General features: G+C 71.9%; 27 protein-coding genes. 15 read left to right on the forward strand and 12 right to left on the reverse strand.

The window, feature by feature from the left end:
* The first annotated feature begins 77 nt into the window (after positions 1-77).
* From BXA11_RS24935 to ygfZ, 9 genes are all read left to right on the forward strand, one after another.
* Entirely contained in the window at positions 78-575 is a 498-nt protein-coding gene (locus BXA11_RS24935) for a heme-binding beta-barrel domain-containing protein (protein WP_030510398.1), read from the forward strand.
* Positions 576-960: 385 nt separating this feature from the next.
* On the forward strand, positions 961-1,374 hold the full coding sequence (locus tag BXA11_RS24940) for a Fur family transcriptional regulator (RefSeq protein WP_076438370.1): 414 nt from the start codon (positions 961-963) through the stop codon (positions 1,372-1,374).
* A gap of 84 nt (positions 1,375-1,458) precedes the next feature.
* On the forward strand, positions 1,459-2,295 hold the full coding sequence (locus BXA11_RS24945; RefSeq protein ID WP_051762194.1) for an STAS domain-containing protein: 837 nt from the start codon (positions 1,459-1,461) through the stop codon (positions 2,293-2,295).
* The gene (locus BXA11_RS24950; RefSeq protein ID WP_030510395.1) at positions 2,295-2,660 is read left to right on the forward strand and encodes an STAS domain-containing protein; all 366 of its coding nucleotides are present in this window, start codon (positions 2,295-2,297) and stop codon (positions 2,658-2,660) included. Before BXA11_RS24945 ends, BXA11_RS24950 begins: the two co-directional genes overlap by 1 nt.
* The gene (locus BXA11_RS24955; protein WP_030510394.1) at positions 2,657-3,058 is read left to right on the forward strand and encodes an anti-sigma regulatory factor; all 402 of its coding nucleotides are present in this window, start codon (positions 2,657-2,659) and stop codon (positions 3,056-3,058) included. The genes BXA11_RS24950 and BXA11_RS24955 overlap by 4 nt, the downstream gene beginning before the upstream one ends.
* A gap of 7 nt (positions 3,059-3,065) precedes the next feature.
* Positions 3,066-4,061, forward strand: coding sequence for an ATP-binding protein (locus BXA11_RS24960; protein WP_076438372.1), 996 nt, complete (start codon positions 3,066-3,068; stop codon positions 4,059-4,061).
* Positions 4,058-5,764, forward strand: a complete 1,707-nt coding sequence (locus BXA11_RS24965) for an ATP-binding response regulator (protein WP_076438375.1) — start codon at positions 4,058-4,060, stop codon at positions 5,762-5,764. Before BXA11_RS24960 ends, BXA11_RS24965 begins: the two co-directional genes overlap by 4 nt.
* Entirely contained in the window at positions 5,748-7,331 is a 1,584-nt protein-coding gene (locus tag BXA11_RS24970) for a fused response regulator/phosphatase (protein WP_204053888.1), read from the forward strand. Before BXA11_RS24965 ends, BXA11_RS24970 begins: the two co-directional genes overlap by 17 nt.
* Positions 7,332-7,396: 65 nt before the next feature.
* On the forward strand, positions 7,397-8,464 hold the full coding sequence (ygfZ, locus tag BXA11_RS24975; RefSeq protein WP_076438380.1) for a CAF17-like 4Fe-4S cluster assembly/insertion protein YgfZ: 1,068 nt from the start codon (positions 7,397-7,399) through the stop codon (positions 8,462-8,464).
* A gap of 4 nt (positions 8,465-8,468) precedes the next feature.
* On the opposite strand, the gene BXA11_RS24980 is transcribed toward ygfZ, so the two are convergent.
* Positions 8,469-8,987, reverse strand: a complete 519-nt coding sequence (locus tag BXA11_RS24980) for a VanZ family protein (RefSeq protein WP_076438382.1) — start codon at positions 8,985-8,987, stop codon at positions 8,469-8,471.
* 28 nt (positions 8,988-9,015) lie between these two features.
* Positions 9,016-9,441 (reverse strand): D-aminoacyl-tRNA deacylase, encoded by a 426-nt coding sequence (gene dtd, locus BXA11_RS24985; RefSeq protein ID WP_076438384.1) that lies wholly within the window; start codon positions 9,439-9,441, stop codon positions 9,016-9,018.
* A gap of 45 nt (positions 9,442-9,486) precedes the next feature.
* Here dtd and BXA11_RS24990 point away from each other — a divergent pair, with 45 nt between their 5' ends.
* Positions 9,487-10,428 (forward strand): asparaginase, encoded by a 942-nt coding sequence (locus BXA11_RS24990; protein ID WP_076438386.1) that lies wholly within the window; start codon positions 9,487-9,489, stop codon positions 10,426-10,428.
* 11 nt (positions 10,429-10,439) lie between these two features.
* Here BXA11_RS24990 and BXA11_RS24995 read toward each other — a convergent pair whose 3' ends face one another.
* Positions 10,440-11,279 (reverse strand): alpha/beta fold hydrolase, encoded by an 840-nt coding sequence (locus BXA11_RS24995; protein WP_239105161.1) that lies wholly within the window; start codon positions 11,277-11,279, stop codon positions 10,440-10,442.
* Between the two features lie 127 nt (positions 11,280-11,406).
* Here BXA11_RS24995 and BXA11_RS25000 point away from each other — a divergent pair, with 127 nt between their 5' ends.
* Positions 11,407-12,009 (forward strand): CGNR zinc finger domain-containing protein, encoded by a 603-nt coding sequence (locus tag BXA11_RS25000; RefSeq protein WP_076438388.1) that lies wholly within the window; start codon positions 11,407-11,409, stop codon positions 12,007-12,009.
* A gap of 20 nt (positions 12,010-12,029) precedes the next feature.
* On the opposite strand, the gene BXA11_RS25005 is transcribed toward BXA11_RS25000, so the two are convergent.
* Positions 12,030-13,634 carry a DUF2207 domain-containing protein gene (locus tag BXA11_RS25005; protein ID WP_030510384.1) on the reverse strand — a complete coding sequence of 535 codons (1,605 nt, stop codon included), beginning with the start codon at positions 13,632-13,634 and terminating at the stop codon, positions 12,030-12,032.
* Between the two features lie 112 nt (positions 13,635-13,746).
* On the opposite strand from BXA11_RS25005, the gene BXA11_RS25010 reads away from it, so the two are divergent.
* The gene (locus BXA11_RS25010; protein WP_076438391.1) at positions 13,747-14,163 is read left to right on the forward strand and encodes a VOC family protein; all 417 of its coding nucleotides are present in this window, start codon (positions 13,747-13,749) and stop codon (positions 14,161-14,163) included.
* Positions 14,164-14,230: 67 nt separating this feature from the next.
* A complete protein-coding gene (locus BXA11_RS25015; RefSeq protein ID WP_143734504.1) occupies positions 14,231-15,202 on the forward strand; it encodes a magnesium transporter CorA family protein in 972 nt (323 codons plus the stop codon).
* A 22-nt stretch (positions 15,203-15,224) separates the two neighbouring features.
* On the opposite strand, the gene BXA11_RS25020 is transcribed toward BXA11_RS25015, so the two are convergent.
* From BXA11_RS25020 to BXA11_RS44830, 5 genes are all read right to left on the reverse strand, one after another.
* Positions 15,225-15,563 carry a DUF2516 family protein gene (locus BXA11_RS25020; RefSeq protein ID WP_030510381.1) on the reverse strand — a complete coding sequence of 113 codons (339 nt, stop codon included), beginning with the start codon at positions 15,561-15,563 and terminating at the stop codon, positions 15,225-15,227.
* A 163-nt stretch (positions 15,564-15,726) separates the two neighbouring features.
* Positions 15,727-16,086 carry a hypothetical protein gene (locus tag BXA11_RS25025; RefSeq protein WP_076438393.1) on the reverse strand — a complete coding sequence of 120 codons (360 nt, stop codon included), beginning with the start codon at positions 16,084-16,086 and terminating at the stop codon, positions 15,727-15,729.
* Positions 16,087-16,089: 3 nt separating this feature from the next.
* A complete protein-coding gene (locus BXA11_RS25030) occupies positions 16,090-16,524 on the reverse strand; it encodes a helix-turn-helix domain-containing protein (protein WP_076438396.1) in 435 nt (144 codons plus the stop codon).
* A gap of 68 nt (positions 16,525-16,592) precedes the next feature.
* A complete protein-coding gene (locus BXA11_RS25035; protein WP_030510378.1) occupies positions 16,593-17,507 on the reverse strand; it encodes a M56 family metallopeptidase in 915 nt (304 codons plus the stop codon).
* Positions 17,504-17,860 (reverse strand): BlaI/MecI/CopY family transcriptional regulator, encoded by a 357-nt coding sequence (locus BXA11_RS44830; protein WP_076438399.1) that lies wholly within the window; start codon positions 17,858-17,860, stop codon positions 17,504-17,506. Before BXA11_RS44830 ends, BXA11_RS25035 begins: the two co-directional genes overlap by 4 nt.
* Positions 17,861-17,911: 51 nt before the next feature.
* Between BXA11_RS44830 and BXA11_RS25045 the strand changes: the two genes are divergently transcribed.
* Positions 17,912-18,430 (forward strand): O-acetyl-ADP-ribose deacetylase, encoded by a 519-nt coding sequence (locus tag BXA11_RS25045; RefSeq protein WP_030510376.1) that lies wholly within the window; start codon positions 17,912-17,914, stop codon positions 18,428-18,430.
* Positions 18,431-18,447: 17 nt separating this feature from the next.
* On the opposite strand, the gene BXA11_RS25050 is transcribed toward BXA11_RS25045, so the two are convergent.
* Genes BXA11_RS25050 through BXA11_RS25060 form a run of 3 tightly spaced genes read right to left on the reverse strand, consistent with a single transcriptional unit; the run spans position 18,448 to position 20,560 of the window.
* The gene (locus BXA11_RS25050) at positions 18,448-18,975 is read right to left on the reverse strand and encodes a GNAT family N-acetyltransferase (protein WP_030510375.1); all 528 of its coding nucleotides are present in this window, start codon (positions 18,973-18,975) and stop codon (positions 18,448-18,450) included.
* A gap of 29 nt (positions 18,976-19,004) precedes the next feature.
* The gene (locus BXA11_RS25055) at positions 19,005-19,814 is read right to left on the reverse strand and encodes a class I SAM-dependent methyltransferase (RefSeq protein ID WP_076438402.1); all 810 of its coding nucleotides are present in this window, start codon (positions 19,812-19,814) and stop codon (positions 19,005-19,007) included.
* Positions 19,811-20,560: an SDR family NAD(P)-dependent oxidoreductase gene (locus tag BXA11_RS25060; protein WP_204053893.1), complete on the reverse strand. Its 750-nt coding sequence runs from the start codon at positions 20,558-20,560 to the stop codon at positions 19,811-19,813. The genes BXA11_RS25055 and BXA11_RS25060 overlap by 4 nt, the downstream gene beginning before the upstream one ends.
* A gap of 181 nt (positions 20,561-20,741) precedes the next feature.
* On the opposite strand from BXA11_RS25060, the gene mshA reads away from it, so the two are divergent.
* Complete coding sequence (gene mshA / locus BXA11_RS25065) at positions 20,742-22,025, forward strand: D-inositol-3-phosphate glycosyltransferase (protein WP_030510372.1); 1,284 nt, start codon at positions 20,742-20,744, stop codon at positions 22,023-22,025.
* Positions 22,026-22,032: the final 7 nt, after the last annotated feature.

Here is a 22,032-nt window from a genome sequence, read left to right on the forward strand (position 1 = left end):
ATACCGTACAAGTTGGGCAATCGGGGCATGCCGCGCATGGTGCGAGGGCCCACTCGCGCGCCTCTAAGCTCGTCTCCATGGACGTACATCCCGACCTCGAGCCGATCGCCTTCCTCCTGGGCCGCTGGGAGGGGGCCGGGGTGATCGGCTATCCCACCATGGAGAGCGCCAACTTCGGCCAGGAGATCGTCTTCGGGCACAACGGGAAACCGTTCCTGACCTACGAGAGCCGCACGTGGCTGCTCGACGCCGAGGGCAGCAAGGTCCGGCCTCTGTCCACCGAGACGGGGTTCTGGCGGATGCAGCCCGAGCGCCAGATCGAGGTGTGCCTCGCGCATCCGACCGGCATTGTGGAGATCTACGTGGGGGAGGTCGTCTTCCACAAGATCGAGCTGCACACGGACGTGGTCGCGCGGACCACGACGGCCAAGGAGTACAACGCGGGCCACCGGCTCTACGGCCTGGTCAACGGCAACCTCATGTACGCCTACGACATGGCGGCGATGGGGCACCCGCTGCAGTCGCACGCCTCGGCGGAGCTCAAGCGGGTCGGCGACTCCGGCGAACAGAACTGACGAACAAAACGCCGGCGAATATCCGAGCGGAGAAAGAAAGAACCCCGGGCGCGCTCCGCCTCATAACGAGGCGGGCCGGCTGGACCATGGCCGGGACGGAAGTCGTCCGCGGCCGCCGGCTGCCCGGGGTTCCGGTGTCTGTCGAGGATTCGCCAGGATGTCGTCCGACATCCAGACGGAAGGTCCAGATGGACGAGTCCTAGCGGACAGCCACCTCGCTAGCCCAAGAATGATCAACCATTGTCTGGACCACCTCCCTTCTGCGTGCCTTCACGCTATGCGAGGGCCCCGCGCGGGGGCAAACGATTAATGCGATGAAGTCCGCGCCCTTCCCGCGGCAGCCGGGAGGACTCCCCCCGGGCGGGGCACGACTTACACTCTGGGCATGGCCGAGACTTGGCACGAGGAGCTGCGGGCCCGCGGCTACCGGATCACCCCCCAGCGGCAGCTCGTGCTGGAGGCGGTCACCGAGCTGGGACACGCCACCCCCGAGGACATCTGCTGCCGGGTGCAGCAGACGGCCAGGGGCGTCAACATCTCGACCGTCTACCGGACCCTGGAGCTCCTGGAGGAGCTCGGGCTGGTCACCCACACCCATCTCGGCCACGGTGCTCCCACCTATCACCTCGCCTCGGAGGCCGACCACGTCCACCTCGTCTGCCGGGGTTGCGGCGAGGTCACCGAGGTGGCCCCCGCGATGGTGGACGGCCTCGTCTCGGCCCTCGACGACGAACTGGGCTTCGCGACCGACGTCCGCCATCTCACAGTTTTCGGGGCTTGCCGTAAATGCCGCCTTTGACTTATTGTGGTCCGTTTTGGGGGCTATGCCCGGGTGCCGGTAGCGTGACGAGTGGCGCATTACGCCGACCGTCAGGAGATGAAGGTGACCGTTCCCGCGGAGGCCGCCAGGCGGCGCATAGTTGATCTCTTTCTGTCCAGCGAGGAGCGGTTGCTCCAGCGGTGGACTCAGGTGTCCGGAGCGTCTCCCGACGAACTACGGGACCTTTATCAGGCGTTGCGTACCGCTCTCGGCAGCGAGGACGGAGACTTCGCCGACGTACGAGGGCTACTCGCCGAGCTCTCCCGCGCCCGGGCCCGGCAGGGGCACACGCCCTCCGACACCGCGCGGCTCGTCTTCTCGCTCAAAGAGGCGTTGTACGAGGTGGCCGAGGCGGACGGCGGCCCGGAGGCGCTACGCGGGTTCGTGTGGTTCTCCCGGCTCGTCGACGACCTGGGCCTGTTCACCTTCGAGACCTACAGCGCCGCCCGAGAGAAGATCATTCTCGACCAGACGGAGCAGCTGCTGGAGCTGTCGACCCCCGTGGTCAAGCTGTGGGAGGGCATCGTCGCCGTGCCGCTCGTCGGCACGCTCGACTCGGCCCGCACCCAGGTCGTCATGGAGAAGCTGCTCCAGACCCTGGTCGACACGGGCTCGGAGCACGCCGTCATCGACATCACCGGCGTGCCGGCCGTCGACACGCAGGTCGCCCAGCACCTGCTCAAGACCGTCGTCGCCGCCCGTCTGATGGGCGCGGAATGCGTGATCTCCGGCATTCGCCCGCAGATCGCGCACACGATCGTCACGCTGGGCATCGAATTCGGCGACATCGTCACCAAGGCCTCGCTGGCCGACGCGCTGTCGTACGCGCTGAGGCGGAGCGGCGTGGAGATCGCGGGCGCGGCGAAGACGCGGATCGCGGTCAGGGCGGAGCGCGCCTGATGGAACGTGTGCCGATTCTCAAGCTCGGCGACATCCTGATCGTCTCGATCCAGATCGACCTGGACGACCAGAGCGTGCTGGCCCTGCAGGAGGACCTGGCAGACATGGTGGTCTCCTCGGGCGCGCGCGGCGTCATCATCGACATCACGGCCGTCGAGATCGTCGACTCGTTCATCGGCCGCATGTTCTCCACGATCGCCGCGATCACCCGCATGCTCGACGCGGAGACCGTCGTGGTCGGCATGCGTCCCGCGGTGGCGATCACCCTGGTCGAGCTGGGCCTGTCGCTCGGGGGCGTTCGCACGGCTCTCAACCTGGAGAAGGGCGTCGCGATGCTGGAGCACGTCAGGGGCGCCGCGGGGTGAGCGCGCCCCGGGAGCTGCCCATCGCCACCAACGGTGACGTCGTCGTCGTGCGCCAGCAGACCAGAAGCCTCGCGGCGGAGATAGGGCTCTCCCTGGTCGACCAGACGAAGATCGTGACCGCAGCCAGTGAACTGGCCAGGAACGCCCTCGTGCACGCAGGCGGAGGCCGGGTGCTGATCGAGGTGCTGGAGGGCGGGCGGCGGCCGGGCCTGCGGCTCGTCTTCACCGACGAGGGGCCGGGCATCCCGGACATCGAGCAGGCGCTGACCGAGGGCTGGAGCACCGCCGGGGGGCTGGGACTCGGGCTGAGCGGCTCGCGGCGGCTCGTGGACGAGTTCGACCTCGTCTCCGCTCCCGGCGAGGGCACCCGCGTGACGGTGACCAAGTGGGCCCGGTGACACGGCGATGACCCACCGGTACGAGGACGTCTGGGTGTCCACCGCCGACCCGAGTGTGATCGGCGGGGTGCGCAGGACGGCGGTCGCGCTGGCCACGGCCTCCGGGTTCGACCAGAACCACACCGGTCAGGTCGCGGTGGCGGTGACCGAGGCGGTCTCGAACCTGGTCAAGCACGCGGTGGACGGGGTCGTGCTCGTACGCCCCCACCTGGAGCGGCCGGGCGCGGTCGAACTCGTGGCCGTCGACAAGGGCCCCGGAATCGCCGACCTCGGCCGCGCCCTGCGGGACGGCTACTCCACCTCGGGCACTCTCGGCATCGGCCTCGGCGCGATCGCCCGCATGGCCACCGGCTGGGACGTCTACTCGGTGCCCGGCAGGGGCACGGTGCTGGTCCTGCACTTCACCCCGGACGGGCTGCCCGACCCGCCGCTGCGGGTGAGCGGGCTGCGCCGCCCCATCGGCGAGGAGAGCGTGTGCGGCGACGCCTTCGCCTTCGCCGACGATGGCGACGCGATCAGCGTGCTGGTCTGCGACGGGCTCGGCCACGGCGGCCTCGCCGCGCACGCCTCCCGCGAGGCCGTACGGATCTTCATGGAGGACCCGCACGCCCTTCCGGTCGCCGCCCTCGAACGCCTGCACCGGGGGCTGGGCCACACCCGGGGCGGGGCGGTCGCGGTGGTGCGGGTCGGTCGTGAGAGCGTCATGTTCGCCGGACTGGGCAACATCTCGGGCTGGATCGCCCACGCCGAGGGCCGTCAGGGGATGATCTCGCTGCCCGGCATCGCCGGGCACAAGGGCAGGCGTCCCCGGCAGTACGAATACGCGCTGCCGCCGCACGCCACGGTGGTGCTCCACTCCGACGGTCTCACCGACCGCTGGGACCCCGCCTCTTTCCCCGGGCTGTTCGCCCATTCCCCGGCCGTGGTGGGCGCGACCCTGCTGCGCGACGCGGGCAGCCGCAGGGACGACGCCTGCGTCGTCACCGTCAAACAGGGGCGGTGACGGGCGAGGTGCTCACCCGCGCGGAGATCCACAGGGATCAGGACGTCTTCGCCGTACGGCAACTGGGCCGCCGGATCGCCGAACTCGTCGGGCTGGAATCCCAGGATCAGATCCGGGTGGCGACGGCGCTCAGCGAGATCGGCCGTGAGGCGCTCGCGCTGGGCGCCGGGAGCGTCGTCGTCTTCGACCTGCGTGAGGACCGGCTGGTCATCACCGTGGACTATCCCGGCGGCGCCGACGTGCGGCAGAGTGAGGGCGTGAAGCTGGCCGGGCGCATGGTCGACGAGATCGCGCTGTCGGCCGAGGACGGACGCGTCACGCTGGTGAAGCGGGTGCCCGAGCACCGCAGCCACGGGTCGCTCGACGGCATCCGCGAGGAGCTGGCCCGTCGCGCGCCTCCCACGGTGGCCCTGGACGTGCTGCGTGAGCAGAACAGGGAGCTGGCCGGCACCCTGGAGGAGGTGCTCCGGCTCAACGCGGAGCTGGCCGAGACCAACCAGGGCGTCCTGGCGCTCTACAACCAGCTGTCGACCGAGCTTGAGGAGACCAACCGCGGCGTCGTGGCGCTCTACGCCGAGCTGGACGAGAAGTCGTCCCAGCTCCGGCAGGCGGCCGAGGCCAGGCAGCGGTTCTGGGCCAGCGTGAGCCACGAGCTGCGGCTGCCGCTGACCTCGATCATCGGGCTGGTCCGGCTGCTGCTCGGCGCGGGCGCGGAGCCGCTCAGCGAGGAGCAGGAGCACCAGATCACGCTCATCGGCGCCTCCGCCGAGACCCTGCTGACGCTGGTGGGCGAGCTGCTCGACCTGGCCAAGGCCGAGTCCGGGCGGCTGGACCCCCATCCGTCGATGGTGGACGTGGTCGCCCTGGCCGAGGAGTTGCACATGACCCTTCAGCCCACCGGGCGGGCCGACGGGGTCACGCTGTCGGTCGACGTGTCGGACGAGATCGGCGAGATGCTCGTCGACGAGGCGATGCTGACCACCATCCTGCGCAACCTGCTGTCGAACGCGCTGAAGTTCACCGAGTCCGGGGAGGTGCGGCTGGCGGCCGTCGTGGACTCCGCGATGGCGGAGGTCGTCTTCACCGTCACCGACACCGGGGTCGGCATTCCCCCCGAACACCTGGAGCGCGTCTTCGAGGAGTTCTTCCAGGTGCCCGGGGCGCTGCAGCTCAAGGCCAAGGGCACCGGCCTCGGCCTGCCGTACGCGCGGAGGCTGGCGGAGGCGCTCGGCGGCACGCTGGAACTGGCGAGCAGGCCGGGCGAGGGCACCACGGCCACGCTGCGGGTGCCGCACCGGATGGCCGGCCCGGAGGTGGGCCGGGTGCTCGTGGCCGACGACGACGCGGGCTTCCGCGCGGTGGCCCGGCGGATGCTCTTCGGGTTCGCCGCCGGGGTGGACGAGGCGGCCGACGGCGTCGAGGCCCTTGACCTGATGCGTGAACGGCCCCCGGAGGTGGTCCTGATCGACCTGCTCATGCCGCGCCTCGACGGCACGGCGCTGCTGCACAGGATGGCCGAGGACGACGCGCTGTGCGGCATCCCCGCGGTCGTCGTATCGGTGGTGTCCGAGCAGCCGGGACCGTCGCACCCGGTGCTGTCGAAGCACGGGCTGCGCAGGGACCAGCTGCTGGAGGCGATCCGGGAGGCCGTACGCGACAAGGCCGGGAACGCGGAGGGGGACGGGCATGGGACCCATGACTGACACCCCGGCGACGGTGCTGGTCGTCGACGACATCCCCACCAAGCGCTACATCCTGGCGAGCTGGCTGCGCCGCGGCGGGCACCGGGTCGTCGAGGCCGGCGGCGGCGAGGAGGCGCTGGCCGTCGTCCGCACGCTCAAGCCCGACCTCGTCATCCTCGACGTACGGATGCCCGACGTGGACGGCATCGAGGTGTGCGAGAAGATCAAGGCGGATCCGGAGACCGCCTCGATCCCGGTGATCCAGGTGTCCGGAAACGCCATCACCCCGGCCGACCGCGCCGAGGGGCTGGAACGCGGAGCCGACGCGTACCTCTCGGAGCCGATCCAGCCCGACGAGTTCGCCGCGACCGTGCGGGCGACCCTGCGCTACTACCGGGCGCGGCAGCGTGCCGAGCGGATGGCGGCCAGGCTGAGCGAGCTGGCCGAGATCACGCTGGAGATGAACCAGGCGGAGGACTTCGAACGGCTCCTGTCGGTGGCGGCCGAGGGCTGCTCCCGTTTGCTGGAGCGCTACTCGCGGGTTCTGGCGATCCCCGCGGACGGACGAGTGCGCAGGTTCTCCGCCCGGCAGGGGGAGCGCGCCGCGGCGCGGCTGGTCCATCCCGACACTTTGGAGCGGCTGAGCGCGATCTCCATCGGGGAGTCCCCCGGCGTGCAGACGTTCGAGATCGACAGCGCGACCTGGGCCCGCGTCGTCCCCGACAGCGACATCGTCGCGCGCGTGGCGGGCGTGCTGTGCCGTACGAAGACGGGCCGGTCGCCGGTGTTCCTCGGGGTGGAGACGGGCTCGCCGCTCGACGGCGAGGAGCTGAGCCTGCTGCGGCAGCTCGGCCAGGCGCTGGCGCTGGCGGTCGACGCGGCCCGCGCCTACGCGGAGGAGCACATGATCTCGCTCACGTTGCAGCGCAGCCTGCTGCCCGCCGAGATCCCCCGGATCCCCGGCCTGCGGATCAGCGTGCGCTACCAGCCGGCGGTGGACAACGTGGAGGTGGGCGGCGACTTCTACGAGGTCCTGCCTCTCGGCGATCGGGTCCTGGTCGCGCTCGGCGACGTGCAGGGCCACTCGCTGCACGCCGCCACCGTGATGGCGGAGCTGCGCAACGCGCTGCGGGCGTCGGTGATCGACGACGTCGATCCCGCCGGGTCGATGAGCCTGCTCAACGCCGTCCTGCGGCGCTACCACCCCGGCATGACGGCGACCGTCTGCCTGATGCTGATCGATCCCGCGACGGGGGAGAGCGAGATCGTCAACGCCGGGCACATCCCGCCGCTGCTGGCCGGCAAGGGGGCTGCCTATCACCGGTTCGGCAACCTGCTGCTCGGCGTGGCCCACGAGCGCTATCGGGTGGACCGGGTGCGGCTGCCCGAGGACGCCACCATTCTGCTGTTCACCGACGGGTTGATCGAGGACCGCGACAAACTGCTCGACGAGAGTCTGGAGATCGCCCGCCAGCAGGCCGAGGACGTGGGCGACGACCTGGAGGACTTCTGCGACCGGCTGATCGCCACCTTCGGCGCCCGTGAGGACGACGTGGCGCTGGTCGCCGTCCGGCGGGTGCCGTTCTGACGGTCGTCCACAGGCGAGCCGGCCGCCGCCACGACGGCGGCCGGGGACCGAATAGCCTTGGACGCATGCGGAGCCCTTTGCTTGACACAACCGGTGCGGTGGCCGCGCAGGCGCCGGACGAGACGGTCGCGGCCCACTACGGCGACCCCTACGCCGAGCAGCGCGCGCTGGCCGGCGGGCGTGCGCTGGTCGACCGGAGCAACCGCGAGGTCGTGCGGATCACCGGGCCCGACCGGCTGAGCTGGCTCAACGACCTCAGCTCCCAGAAGCTCGACACGCTCCAGCCGGGAACGCCCACCCAGACGCTGCTGCTCGACCCGCAGGGCCGCGTGGAGCACCACCTCACGCTCGTGGACGACGGCGAGGCCGTGTGGGCCCACGTGGAACCCGGCACCTCGGCCGAGCTGGTCGCCTTCCTGGAGAAGATGCGGTTCATGCTGCGGGTCGAGGTCGCCGACGTCACGTCGGGCTACGCGGTGGTCTCGCTCGCCCCGCCCGCGCCGGACGGGAGCCCCGCTGCGACCGGCGTGACGGTGGAGGGCGCCGTCGCGATGGGCGGCGACGTGCTCGTGCCGCGCGAGCGGCTGGGCGGCCTCCCGGACGAGCTGGACCTGCGGCCCGCCGGTCTGTGGGCCTACGAGGCGCTGCGCATCGCCGCGTACGTGCCCCGGCTCGGGTTCGAGACCGACCACAAGACGATCCCCCACGAGGTCGGGTGGATCGAGGCGGCCGTCCATCTGAGCAAGGGCTGCTATCGGGGACAGGAGACGGTCGCCCGGGTCCACAACCTCGGCCACCCGCCCCGCCGCCTGGTCTTCCTGCATCTGGACGGCAGCGTGGACGAGCTGCCTCCGCACGGCGCCCCGGTGACCCTCGGCGTCGGCACGCCGGTGGAGGCCGAGCCGGAGGCCGCCGTCGAGGGCTCCGCCGAGCCGGGCCAGATCGGCTTCGTGGGGTCGTCGGCTCGCCACTACGAGCTGGGCCCGATCGCCCTCGCGGTCGTGAAGCGCACGGTGCCGGTGGACATCGACCTGCTGGCCGGCGGCGTCGCCGCGAGCCAGGAGGTCGTGGTGCCGCCGGACGCCGGGCGGAATGTGAAGATCGACCCCGCCCTCCGCCGGCGCATCCGATAGCTCCCTAACGGCGGGCCCACCACCGCCGGGTGCAGAGCGCGGCGAGCACGGCGCCCGCCGCGTTGAGGATCACGTCGTCCACGGAGCTCACCCGCCCGAGCCGCAGGCCGTATTGGAGGACTTCGACGCCGAGCGACGCGGTGGCCGCGACGGCGGCCACCGCAGCGAGCGAGGCGAAGCGCGCGGAGCGGACCGGGAGCATCGCGCCGAGCGCGGCGAAGACCAGGAGGTTGCCGCCGATCTGCACGACCGCCGCCCCCGGTGACAAGCGCGCGATCTGCCCGGCCAGGTCCACCAGGGGGACGACGTGCACGCCCTCCTCCGTGCCCGGGGTGAGGATCATCCAGATCCAGGGCGCGGTCCCGGCCACCATGACGACGTCCGCGACGGACGCGCGGAGGGGAGCGGGACGCCCTCGGCGGGCGCGGCGGCGGGAGAGGAGCAGGATGGCGAGGGCGGCCACCGGAACGGCGCAGACGGTCGCGACGACGACGTGTCCCCACGTGTCCCACGCCTCCCGCATCCGATCATGATGCCAGGCGTACGTGCGGTCAGACGTCCAGGACGAGGGTGATCGGGCCGTCGTTGGTGAGGGTGACCTTCATGTCGGCGCCGAAGACGCCCGTCTCGACCCGTGCGCCGAGCGTCCGGAGCTCGGCCACCACGGCGTCCACGAGGGGCTCGGCCACCGGGCCGGGCGCGGCGGCCTGCCAGGTGGGCCTGCGGCCCCTGCGCGCGTCGCCGTACAGCGTGAACTGGCTGATCACCAGCAGCGGCGCGCCGATGTCGGAGCACGACTTCTCGCCCTGCAGGATGCGCAGTCCCCACAGCTTGGCGGCGAGCCTGGCCGCCTCGGCGCGCCCGTCGGTGTGGGTGACGCCCACGAGCACGAGCAGACCGGGCTCGTCGACGGCGCCGACGATCTGACCATCCACCACAACGGACGCGGAGCTGACCCGCTGTACGACCGCACGCATGGCCCCGAATTCTGCCACGTCCGGGGGCTCCATAGACTGCCCGCTATGTCGGAAATGGTCGTCGAGGTCGTCCGGTCGGGGTTCGTCGAGTCGGTGCATCGCGCACGCGTGCACGTGATCGGGGCGGACGGCGCACCGGTCCTGGTGTGCGGGGACACCTCCAGCCTGGCGTCGCCGCGTTCGGCCGTGAAGCCCCTGCAGGCGCTCGCGATGGTGCGGGCGGGCCTGCCGCTGGAGGACGAACTGCTCGCGCTCGCCGCCGCGAGCCACAGCGGCGAGCCCTTCCACATCGACGGCGTACGGAAGATCCTCGCGGGCGCGGGGCTGGACGAGACCTTCCTGCGGTGCCCGGAGGACCTGCCCCTCGACGAGGAGGCGCGCCGCCAGGTCCTGCGGGAGCACGGCGACGCCCGCCGGATCCTGATGAACTGCTCGGGCAAGCACGCGGCGATGCTCACCACCTGCGTGGTCAACGGCTGGCCGGTCGACGACTACCGCCATCCCGGCCACCCGCTGCAGCGGGCCATCCGCGCCACGGTGGAGGAGCTCACCGGCGAGCGGGTCGCGGCGACCGGTGTGGACGGCTGCGGCGCGCCGCTGTTCTTCGTCTCGATGGCGGGGGTGGCGCGCGCCTTCCGCACCCTCACGCTCGCCCCGGCCGGCACGCCGGAGCGGCGCGTCGCCGACGCCATGCGCACGCACCCCGAGTGGACGAGCGGCACGACCCGGGCCGAGAACCTGCTGATGAGGGCCGTTCCCGGGCTGCTGGTGAAGTCGGGCGCGGAGGCGTTCGACGCCTTCGCGGACGCCGAAGGCCGGGCCGGGGCCGTGAAGATCGTGGACGGCGGCGGCCGGGCCCGCGTGCCGGTCACCGTCGCCGCGCTGCGCGCCGCCGGGATCGACGCTCCCGAGCTGGCCGGGCTGGCCACCGCCCCGCTGTTCGGCGGCGGGGTTCCGGTCGGCGAGGTCCGCGTCCGTCCCGCCTGATCGGTCGCGGGTCACCTCCACACGCGGTCGAGGAACGCCGCGACCAGGGGGGCGATCTCGGGGAGCCGGTCCTCCAGCGCGAAGTGACCGGTGTCGATGACGTGCAGCTCGGCGTCGGGCAGGTCGCGCAGGTAGGCGCGGGCTCCGGGCTCGGGGAAGAACATGTCGTCGCGACCCCACGTGATCAGCGCCGGCGGCCGGTGCTCGCGGAGCCAGGCCTGCCACAGCGGGTAGCGCGCCACGTTGGTGTGGTAGTCGAAGGCCAGTGCCACCTGGGCCTCCTTGCGCCCCGGCAGGTCGAGGAAGTGCTGGTCGAGGGTCCAGCCGTCCGGGGCCACCAGCCGTGGGTCGGTCGTGCCGCCCTCGTACTGGCCGCGGGTCATCTCCAGCGTCAGCAGCGCCCGCACCCTGTCCTCGTCGCCCTCGACGTCGGGGCGCAGCGCGATGAAGGCCCGGGCGCCGTCCGACAGGCCCTCCTCGTACGCGTTGCCGTTCTGCACGACGAGACCGGCGATCCACTCGGGGTGCCGGGTCGCCAGCCGGAATCCCACCGGAGCGCCGAAGTCGAAGACGTACATGACGAACCGGGTCAGCCCGAGCCGTTCGGCGAAGCCCTCCATCACGCCGGCGAGGGCGTCGAAGCTGTAGGTGAAGCCCGCGGGCGCCTCAGTGTGCCCGAAACCGGGGTAGTCGGGCGCGATCAGCCGATAGCGGGACCCGAGCACGTCGATGAGCCGGCGGAACTGGTGTGACGCGGACGGGAATCCGTGCAGCAGCAGCATCACGGGGGCGTCGTCGCCGCCCTCGTCCGGCACCGACTCGCGGTAGAAGACCCGCACGATCCCCGACATCGACGTGCCGGTGGAGCGTGCGCGGAACCGTGAGCAGCGTCATGCTAATGCCTCCTCGCGACAATGATGCATTAGTTCTAGCCATCGCCCATCTAATGTGTCAATCGCCTGGGTTAGCATTAGCCGCATGAGTGATCTGGTCCCCCTCACCGGGGAGCCGCTCGCCCTCGACCTGGTCAACACCCGGCCGCGCACGCCGGACGGCCCGGTCGACCTGATCGCCACCGTCGACGGGCTGCGCGCCTGGCTGGGCCTGCAGGCCGACCGGCTCGGCGGCGTGCTGCCGGAGGGCGGGCAGGCGCGGTTGCCCGGCGACGACCTCGCCGCGGCGGTGAGCGCGGTGCACGAGGTGCGTGCGCACGCGGCGGCCGCGATCGACCAGGCGAGACGGGGCCTGCGGCCGCCGGAGGACGCGCTGCGCGGCCTCAACAGGGCGCAGCGTGCGGCGCCCGCCGTCCGCGAGCTGGTCTGGGACGGCGTGGCCGTGACGGCCGCGCCGCGCAGGGAGGGCTCGCCGGGCGCCCGGCTGGCGGCCGTGCTCGCCGAGGCGGTCGCCGAGTTGCTGACCGACCCGGCCGTCACGACCGTGCGGAAGTGCGCGGCCGACGACTGCGCGATGCTGTTCCTGCCCGCCCATCCGCGCCGGCGCTGGTGTTCGGCGGCGCGGTGCGGCAACCGGGCCCGGGTCGCCCGGCACTACCGGCGTCACCGCGCCGCCGGCTCCGGCTGACGGCTCCGGCTGAGAGAGGGTTACAGCGAGCGGAACTGGCGCGAGGTCGAGATCGCCCCGGAGGTGGTCATGACGAACGTCCGCATCGAGTCGGCGAACCTGGACAGGTCCCACTCGGCCGGGCCCTGATACCAGTACAGGTGGTCGGTCTGCCGCCCGTTGCCGTTGAACGCGCTGACCACCCGCGCCCACCGGTCCACGCTGTCGAAGATCACCGCATAGGGCAGGTAGCGGGAGAAGAGCTCCACGCGCTGGCCGGCGGGGACGTCGTCGATGCTCGCCCCGGTCAGGTACTCCCGGAACCCGAGCGTGTGCGCCAGGGCCGCGGCGCCCCTGGCCGTCTTGGCCGGCATGTACTGGGCGCCGAAGGCCAGAGCGGCTCCGGCGATGATCAGGGCGAGTCCCAGCAGGCCGTACGTCGTGAGCCAGGCGAGCACGACGGTGGCGATCACCCCGAGCGCGACCACGGCCAGGCCGAGGGTCGTCCAGCGCGACCGGGTGGAGTCGGGCCGCCGGGCGAACCAGCCCTGCGCCACGACGTCCTGATACAGCGCGTCGCGCACCGTGGTAAGGCGGGCGGCGAACGACCCGTGCAGCTCCGACAGCAGCACCCTGTCACGGCCGTCGAAGATCGCGTCGTAGAGGGCCCGCTCGTACGGCAGCAGCTGGCCGAGCGGGGCGCCGGGCAGCTTGACCAGGCACCAGTCGGGGGTGTCGTAGGTCTGGCGTGTCTGCTCGTCGATGCGCAGGAAGTTGCGCACGGCGAGGTCCACGATGGTCGCGGTCACGTCGACCACGTCGGCCTGTTCGTCGAACAGCGTGCCGATCTGCCCGGGGCGCACGTCGTCGGGCGGGCTGAAGCGCCCGTCGCGGTGGCCGCTGACCGGGCCGGACTCGCTGCCGACCACGCGGGCGTCGCGGCCCCGCGTCCAGTACAGCAGCCCCACGCCGCCCAGCAGCAGCACCAGCAGCGCGGCCAGCGAGCCGCCGGTCACCGCGTTCAGCGTGAACGCGGTGGACAGCTCGAACCTGCGCTCCAGGATCGGCCGGGCCCCCGTGGCGCCCTTCGGGTAGCCGACGACGACCGTGAGCGTCTGCCCTTCTCCGAGACCCTGCTGCTCGAAGGTGGAGGTGGTGCCGGTCTCCTCGACCGAGGCGCTGGTGCAGGCGATGGCCGCGCTCAGCTCGCCGGCGAAGCAGGACAGGTTCTGCACCCGGCCCGGGCCGGTCACGGTGACGACCGCGTCCTGCACGGGACCGGACACCGCGAACCATCGCAGCTCCTCGCCCGAGGCCGTGGGCGTCACGGCGCCGGTCACGTCATACTCCACCGTGCCCTTGAACGTCAGGGTCTGCCCGTCGTACGAGCCGCCCTTGACGTTGGAGATGCGGTAGACGCGGTCGTGGCCGTCGTCGAAGCGGGTCCGGGTGAGCGGCGTGCGCCGCACCGTCCCGCCGGCGGGGGTGACCGTCTCCTTCACATGGAGCACGCCGTTCTCGCGGAGCTCCATCGTCACCTCGTCCTTCGCCGGAGGCGCCGAAGCCGCGGTGACGGCGTGCGCGGGGGAGGCGGCGAGGACGGCGAGCAGTGCCGCCAGTCCGAGCCGGCGCGCGAGATCCACCATGAGCCGCAACCCTACCGGTCCCGGTGCTCCAACTGAGGATCGAATGCGAGCCGGCCGGACCGGTCAGGAATCGAGAAGCCCGGGGACCACCCCCGGCCGTAGCGTCATAGGCATGGAACTCACCCTTCACTACTGCTACATCACGATCGACGACGGCGACGCCGCGCTCGCCTTCTACCGGGACGTGCTCGGCCTCGAGCTCCGCAACGACGTCGGATACGCGGGCGCCCGCTGGCTGACCATGGGCCCGCCGTCCCAGCCGGACGTCAACATCGTCCTCGAGACGGTCAACGCCGACCCGACCGCCTCCCCGGAGGACCAGGCGGCGCTGAGCGACCTGCTCGCGAAGGGCAGGCTGCGCGCCGTCGTCTTCGCCACCCCCGACTGCGACGCGACCTTCGAGAAGATCCGCGAGTCCGGCGCCGACGTCCTGCAGGAGCCGATCGACCAGCCGTACGGCGTCCGCGACTGCGCCTTCCGCGACCCGGCCGGCAACATGGTCCGCTTCCAGCAGCTCGGCAAGGGCTGACGCGGCTGCGCCGCCGGGATCCGGCGCCCCTCTTCCCGGGGGCGCCGGATCGGTAGGGTAACCGTCCATGGGACACACCCGGCTGTATCGGAACGGGACCCTGGAGGCCGAGGGCTTTCCGGTCGCCGACGTCTCCGAGAAGGTCAAGGACCCGTCGGCCGTGGTGTGGTTCGACATGTGCGCCCCCACCGAGGAGGACCTCCACGCCATCAGCGAGGAGCTGGGGCTGCACGCCCTGGCGGTGGAGGACGCGCTGCAGCACCGGCAGCGGCCCAAGCTCGACGTCTACGACAGCCACATGTTCCTGAGCGTCTACGCGGCGGCCTTCGACGGCGAGTCCGGCCAGGTGCGCATCGCCCCAGCCACCGCCTTCATCACGAAGAACGCGCTGGTCACCGTGCGCCAGTCGGACGACTTCTCCATCGAAGAGGTGGTCCGGCGCTGGGACGAGGGGGCGTCCCTGGCCCGGCACGGCGTCGCGTTCCTGCTGCACGGCCTGCTCGACTACGTGGTGGACAGCCACTTCGAGACCGTCGAGGCGATGGACGAGCAGGTCGAGGACCTGGAGGGGACGGTGTTCGGCGACCGGCCGGTCGGCCCCGAGGACCAGCGGCGCACGTTCGAGTTGCGCAAGGGCCTGGTCACGCTGCGCCGGATCGTGATGCCCATGCGGGAGGCCGTGAACACGCTCCTGCGCCGCAACGGCCTGAATGGCGACGGCGAGATGACGCCGTACTTCCAGGACGTGTACGACCAGGTGCTGCGGGCCACGGAGTGGACGGAGTCGCTGCGCGACCTGGTCAGCAACATCCGTGAGACGCACCTGACCATGCAGAGCAACCGGATGAACCTCATCATGAAGCGGGTGACGAGCTGGGCCGCGATCATCGCGGTGCCCACGCTGATCACCGGCTTCTACGGCCAGAACATCCCGTTTCCCGGCTTCGGGCACGCGCTGGGCTTCTGGGCGTCCACCGTGCTGATCGTCGTCGCCTCGGCGGCGCTCTACCGGGTGTTCCGGGCCCGCGACTGGCTCTGACCCGGGCGCCCGGGCCGGCCTGTCACCACGGCCCGTACGGCCCCTGGTTGCCGCCGCCCCGGTAGCCGTTGACCGCGGGCTTCACGTCGGCGAGGTAGATGCCCGCCGCGATGACGGCGGCGATCGTGAAGATGTTGGGCAGCCCCATGCCCATGCCCAGGTAGTTGATCGCGGCGGCGAAGGTGAACAGCGTCGCGAGGCCGAGGATGATCAGCCAGAGCGGCTTGGTCTGCTTGCCGGCCGCGGGGAAGGCGCTTGCGGGGATCCGCAGGGCGTGCACCAGCGCCCAGCCGGACAACACGAAGGCCGCGACGGAAAGCAGCCAGAAGATGATGTCGAGGATGCCGTACAGCCCGAACATGGCTCTCCCACACGGTCACAGTCACTGACGCCCCCAGACTAGTGGGCGGCGCCGACAGGTGGCGCGGGCGCGAAGGGCCGGTTCCCAGGGGAGCGAGACGGCGGCGGCCCGCCTCCCCCGGAGGGAAGGCGGGCCGCCGCCTGTCGTTCGCGTGTGCCGCGGATCAGCCGCGGGCCGCGGTGGAGCGGGCGCGACCGGTCCGCTTGGAGGTGGTCTCGGCGGCGATCGCCGGCTCGGCGGTCTCCGAGACCTCGGTCAGCTCCAGCGCGGCCTCGCCGCTCACCCGGCTGACGACCTTGCGGCCACGGCTGGCCAGGTCGTCGTAGAGCCGGTTGAACCGGGAGGCGGCGGCGTCGGCGTAGCCCTTCGCCTTCTCCGGCAGCTCGCGCGCGACGGTCTCCGCCTTGCCCTGCATGGTGGAGGCGTAGGCGCGGGCCTTCTCCACGGCGATGTCGCCGGCGCCGGTGAGCGCGTAGAACGGCTTGGACTCCGTGATCTTCTTGGCCTGGGTCGTGATGGTCATCGGTTATCCTTCCCTCGAATCCGGTGTAACGCCGTTGCGTGGGAGAACCGGGTCGTCCCCGAGATGCTCAGCCGATTGCGGCGGCTGGGCGGTGTCGGCCCGGTTCTCCTTACGGAACGACTCGTAGATGTCGATCAGCACCTGGCGTTGCCGCCCGCTGAGTGTGACGTCGGCCCGGATCGCGGCCAGCACGTCGCTGTGCGGCTCGCGGTCCTCGATGAGACCGGCCTGGACGTAGAGCGCCTGGGCGGAGATGTGCAGACCCTTCGCGATCTGGTTCAGGATCTCCGCGCTCGGCTTGCGCAGGCCCCGTTCAACCTGGCTCAGGTAAGGGTTGGACACCCCGGCCTGCGCGGCGAGCTGACGAAGCGAGATCTTCGCCTGCTGCCGCTGCTGGCGGATGTACTCACCGAGCGAGGCGACCTTGGGCAGTTCCATGCCCCCAGTCTGCCTCGCGCTGCTTGCAATTGCAAACGCGGTGAGTAATTCCAGCTAGCACCCAAGGCTCAACCAGGAAGCAGCCAAAGCAGCGGGGCGCTGATGGCGAGCACCACCGATCCGGCCAGGATCAGGAAACGGTGGGCGGCCGGAAGCGTGACCTCGGGCCGTACGAGCCGGTCGACCCGGGCCATCACGCTGGACGGCGCGGACACGCCGAGCGCGCCCTGCGGCGTGGGCAGCGCCGCCGAGGTGCCGAAGCGCAGCAGGGCGGTGGCCAGCCTGCGCGGGCAGCACCGCTGCCGGGCGCGGTCGTCGGCGGCCATCTCGACCAGCAGCTCCACCGACGCCTGCGCGTCGCGGACCAGCTTCGACCACGGCAGCGCGCGGCGCAGCGCGGCGAACGGCAGCAGCACCAGGTCGTGGCGCTCGCGCACATGGGCGGCCTCGTGCGCGAGCACGGCCTCCAGTTCCGCGGACGACAGCAGGTGCAGCGTTCCGTCGCTGATGACGACCTGCGACTTGAGCCCCGGCAGGCAGTAGGCGGCCGCCCCCGGGAAGTCGACCACTCGCACGCCGGGCACGGCCGGCTCGTCCCTGGCGACCAGCGCGAGCAGGAGCCGGTGCCGGCGGCGGGCACGCAGCGTCTGCGCTCCGGCCGCGAGGGGCAGCGCCACCAGCACCGCGAGCAGCGACAGACCGGCGATCAGCGCGGCCAGCCGCAGGTAGTCGTACGGCTGGCGCGCACCGAACTCCACGCTCAGCAGGAACTCCGCGAGCCCGTGCACGACGCCCTTGCGGTAGGGGTCGAGCGCGAAGGCGAGCAGGGCGCCGATTGAGGCGAGCCCCCAGGTCAGCCCGAGCGACTGCCACAGCAGGATCGCCGTGCGCGGGGCACGCCAGGTCCAGCGCGCGAACGTCAGCCGCCACGCGGCCACGGCGCAGATCATCGCGAGCGCCGCTAAGACCGCCGCCGCGATCACTCTTCCTCCAGCTCCGTGAGGGCTTTCAGCAGGATCTCGGCCTCCGAGCCGGAGACGGCGCGGGCGAAGCGGGTCAGCGCCGCGTCGCGGTCGCCGGTCATGTCCAGGGCCTCGAGCATCAGCTCGGCGACGTACGCGTCACGGCTCGCGGCGGGCTGGTAGCGCCAGGCGCGGCCGTCGCGGGTCCGGGTGAGGAAGCCCTTGCGGGCCAGCCGGTCGAGCACGGTCATCACGGTCGTCGGCGCGAGGTCGCGATCCTCGATGAGGCGTCCCACCTCGCGGGCGGTGAGCGGAGTGTTCTCCGCCCAGAGGATGTCCATGATGCTGCGTTCGAGCTCTCCCAGTCCCTTCACGTCTTTCAGCCTACCTGGGGTAGTACTACGTCCTGTAGAGAGGTGGGTGGCATGAAAATCGTTCTGGTCGAAGGCGACATCACCGAGCAGCGAGTGGACGCGATCGTCAACGCGGCCAACTCGTCGCTCATGGGCGGCGGAGGGGTGGACGGAGCCATCCATCGGCGCGGTGGCCCCGAGATCCTCGAGGAGTGCCGGGCGCTGCGCGCCTCCCGGTACGGAAGGGGGCTGCCGACCGGGCAGGCGGTCGCGACCACCGCCGGGCGCCTGCCCGCGCGATGGGTGATCCACACGGTCGGCCCCGTGTACTCGCGGAGCGAGGACCGATCCCATCTGCTCGCCTCCTGCTATCGGGAGTCGCTCGTCGTCGCCGACGCGCTGGGCGTCGGCACGGTGGCGTTCCCCGCGATCTCCACGGGGATCTACCGGTGGCCGGTCGAAGACGCCGCCCGCATCGCGATCACCGCGGTACGGCGGGCCGCCCCGGCCGTGGTGGAAGAGGTGCGCTTCGTGCTGTTCAACACCGCAGCCTATGCGGTGTTCGATTCGGCCCTACGGGACATCGGATAAGCATTGGGCCAAAATTTTCAGAGCCACTTGAGCATGTAGATTTCGTCGCGGTCGTCGCCGGGGGCCACCCGGATCGAGCGAGGCACCCGGCCGACCTCCCGGTAGCCCACGCTCGCGTAGAAGCGGTCCACCCCGGTGCCGCCGCGGCAGGTCAGCTGCAGCGCCTCCAGGCCGAGCGACCTGGCGGCGTCGTCGGCGGCGAGCAGCAGCGCCCTGCCATAGCCCTTGCCCTGGTGCTTGGGGTGGACCATGACGCGCAGCAGCCACCGCCAGTGCGCCCGCAGGCCCGAGCCGTTGTCGCCCAGGATGAGCCACGCGCCCGGGGCGCCGTCGTCGCCGTACCCGACGAGGAGGCTGTCCGGGGCCCCCGGCCCGGCGGCGGCGCGCGTGCGGGCGAACGCCTTGTCCGCCGTCGGCCTGACGTCGTCCGGCGTCACGGGAGGCACGAAGCCCACCGCGCCGCCCGCGTTGGTGACCTCCGCCCAGCAGCTCAGGAGCTCCTCGAAGAGCTCGGGGGTCATCTCCGGGTCGAGGACGAAACGCATGGGCCGGACGTTATCAACCGCCCCGTCCGTCAACCGCGGGGGGAGACGCTGCTCCAGGGCAGGGTCAGTTCGCCGAGCCGCCAGCGGCCCGGACCGCCCGTCGGCGGGGTCGCCTCCACCGGCCAGTCCCGCGACAGCAGCTCGGCCGCCTTGATCCAGCGCTGCCGCGTGCCGTACGCGCCGAAGGAGGCGCAGGCCGCCCAGGCGCGGTCCCAGTCCGCCAGGAACGCGTGGATCCGTTCGCCGGGCACATTGCGGTGGATCAGCGTCTTGGGCAGCCGTTCTGCCAGGTCGGAGGGGCGCTCGAAGCCGGTGAACCGGGCGGCGAGGGTGAGCGTGCGCGGCCCGTCCGCGCCGAGCGCCACCCAGGTCGCCCGATGGCCGATCTCCGAGCAGGTGCCCTCCACGAGCACGCCCGAGGGGTGCAGGCCGGCCCGCAGCCGGTGCCAGTGCTCCCACGCCTCGGCCTCGCCGTACTGCCGCAGCACGTTGAAGGCGCGCACGATCATCGGCGGGCGGGGGACCGGCAGCTCGAAGCCGCCCCTGACGAACGTCAGCCCCTCCCGCTCGTACGGCTTGGCCGCCGCGACCCGCTCGGGGGAGATCTCCACTCCCACCACCTCGACCGTGGGGCAGACCCGGCGCAGCCGGGTGAACAGCTCCGTCGTCGTGGTGTGGGACGCGCCGTAGCCGAGGTCCACGACCAGCGGCGCCGCCCCCGCCCGGGCCGAGCGCAGCAGCGGGCCGTACACGGCGGCGATCCAGCGGTCGCAGCGGCGCAGGCGGTTGTGCCCGGTGGTGCCCCGCGTGACCGTCCCGACGGGCCGGACCGGTCTCATGTCCCCGCTGTGACCCGGTGCACCTTGTGCTGGGCGGCCTGCGCGCGGGGCCGGACGACCAGCCTGTCGATGTTCACGTGCGACGGGCGGGTCACGGCGAAGGCGATCACGTCGGCGACGTCGTCCGCGCTCAGCGGGTCGGGGACGCCCTCGTAGACCTTGGCGGCCCGCTCGGCGTCGCCGCGGAAGCGGGTCAGCGCGAACTCCTCGGTCATCACCATGCCCGGCGCGATCTCGACGACCCGCACCGGGTCGCCGCACAACTCCAGGCGGAGGGTCTCGGTCATCGAGGTCTGCGCGTGCTTGGCGGCGCAGTAGCCGCCGCCCCCCTCGTACGACACCAGCCCGGCCGTCGAGGTGAGCATCACCAGCACGCCGTCCCCCGACGCGATGAGCTTCGGCAGCAGGGCCCTGGTCATGCGCAGGGACCCGAGGACGTTGACGTCGTACATCCGCTGCCAGTCGTCCACCCGGCCCCCGGCCACCGCTTCGAGCCCGAACGCGCCGCCCGCGTTGTTCACGAGGACGTCGCAGCGGTCCAGTGAGGCGGCCAGCGCGTCCACCGACGCCTGGTCGGTCACGTCCAGCGTCACCGGGCGCACGCCGGGCACGTCGGCCGCCAGCTTGTCGAGCCGGTCCCGCCGCCGCGCCGCCGCCACGACCCGGTATCCCTCCGCGGCGAGCCGGCGGGCCGTCGCCTCGCCGATGCCGCTGCTCGCGCCGGTCACCACCGCGGTCTTCATCACGGTCTCGGTCGCAGGATCGCTCGCCGCGGGATTGGTCGCGGGATTGGTCATCGTCACCGCCATCGTCCTTCCCCATCGCCTCGTTCGGCAGGCGACATCCTCTCAGGACACCCGATGCTCACCGTTGTCGGGGAATCCGGTGATGATTTTGGTGGTTATAACGCTCTCGGAGGTGGTTCGGGTGTCGGTGTTACGGCGTCGGGTCAACCGCGTCGCGACCATCAGCGTGCACACGTCCCCGCTGGACCAGCCGGGCACGGGGGACGCGGGCGGCATGAACGTCTACATCCTCGAGGTCGCCAAGCGGCTCGCGGCCCTGGGCATCGAGGTGGAGATCTTCACTCGCCGCACGGCCCGTGATCTGCCGCCGGTCGCCGAGCTGACCCCGGGCGTGCTCGTGCGCCACGTCACCGCGGGGCCGTACGAGGAGCTCGACCGCGCCGATCTGCCCGGGCAGCTGTGCGGCTTCCTGTCCGGCGTGCTGCGCACCGAGGCGATGTACGACCCCGGCCGCTACGACGTGATCCACTCGCACTACTGGCTGTCGGGCCAGGTGGGCTGGCTGGCCAAGGAGCGCTGGGGCGTGCCGCTCGTGCACACCATGCACACGATGGCCAAGGTGAAGAACCTCCTGCTCGCCGAGGGCGACAAGCCCGAGCCGGCGATGCGCGTGCTCGGCGAGGAGCAGGTCGTGGAGGTCGCCGACCGCCTGATCGCCAACACCGCCGCGGAGGCCGAGGAGCTGATCAGCCTGTACGGTGCGCCGCGCGAACGGGTGGCGGTCGTCAACCCGGGTGTGAACCTCGCCGTCTTCCAGCCCGCGTCCAAGGGCGCGGCGCGCCGCCGCCTCGGCCTGCCGCAGGACGCCCACGTGCTGCTGTTCGTGGGCCGCATCCAGCCGCTCAAGGCTCCCGACGTGCTGCTCAGGGCCGCCGCCCGGATGCTCGTGGAGGACCCCTCGCTGCGGTCGCGGCTCGTGGTGGCGTGCGTGGGCGGGCCCAGCGGCAACGGTCTCGCCCACCCCTCCCTGCTCAGCGACCTCGCGGCCGAGCTGGGCATCACCGACGTCGTACGGCTCGCACCGCCCGCCCCGCAGCCGGAGCTGGCGGACTGGTATCGGGCCGCCGACGTGACCGTGGTGCCCTCGTACAACGAGTCGTTCGGCCTGGTCGCACTGGAGTCGCAGGCGTGCGGCACGCCGGTCGTCGCGGCGGCGGTCGGCGGCCTGCGCACGGCCGTCAAGGACGGCGTGTCCGGCGTGCTGGTGACGGGACACGACCCGCACGACTGGGCGCGCGAGCTCGCCGCGCTGGCCCGGCGTCCGGACCGGCTCGCCGAGCTGGCCGCCAACGCCGTGCAGCACGCCACGGGCTTCGGCTGGTCGGCGACGGCCGCCCGGCTGGCCGACGTCTACGCCGGCGCCATGGCCCAACTCCACCGGACCCCCGTCGCGGTCAACTCGTAGGCTGGGG

The organism is Microbispora rosea (genome assembly GCF_900156315.1).
In the GTDB taxonomy this organism is placed as follows: Bacteria; Actinomycetota; Actinomycetes; order Streptosporangiales; family Streptosporangiaceae; genus Microbispora; species Microbispora rosea.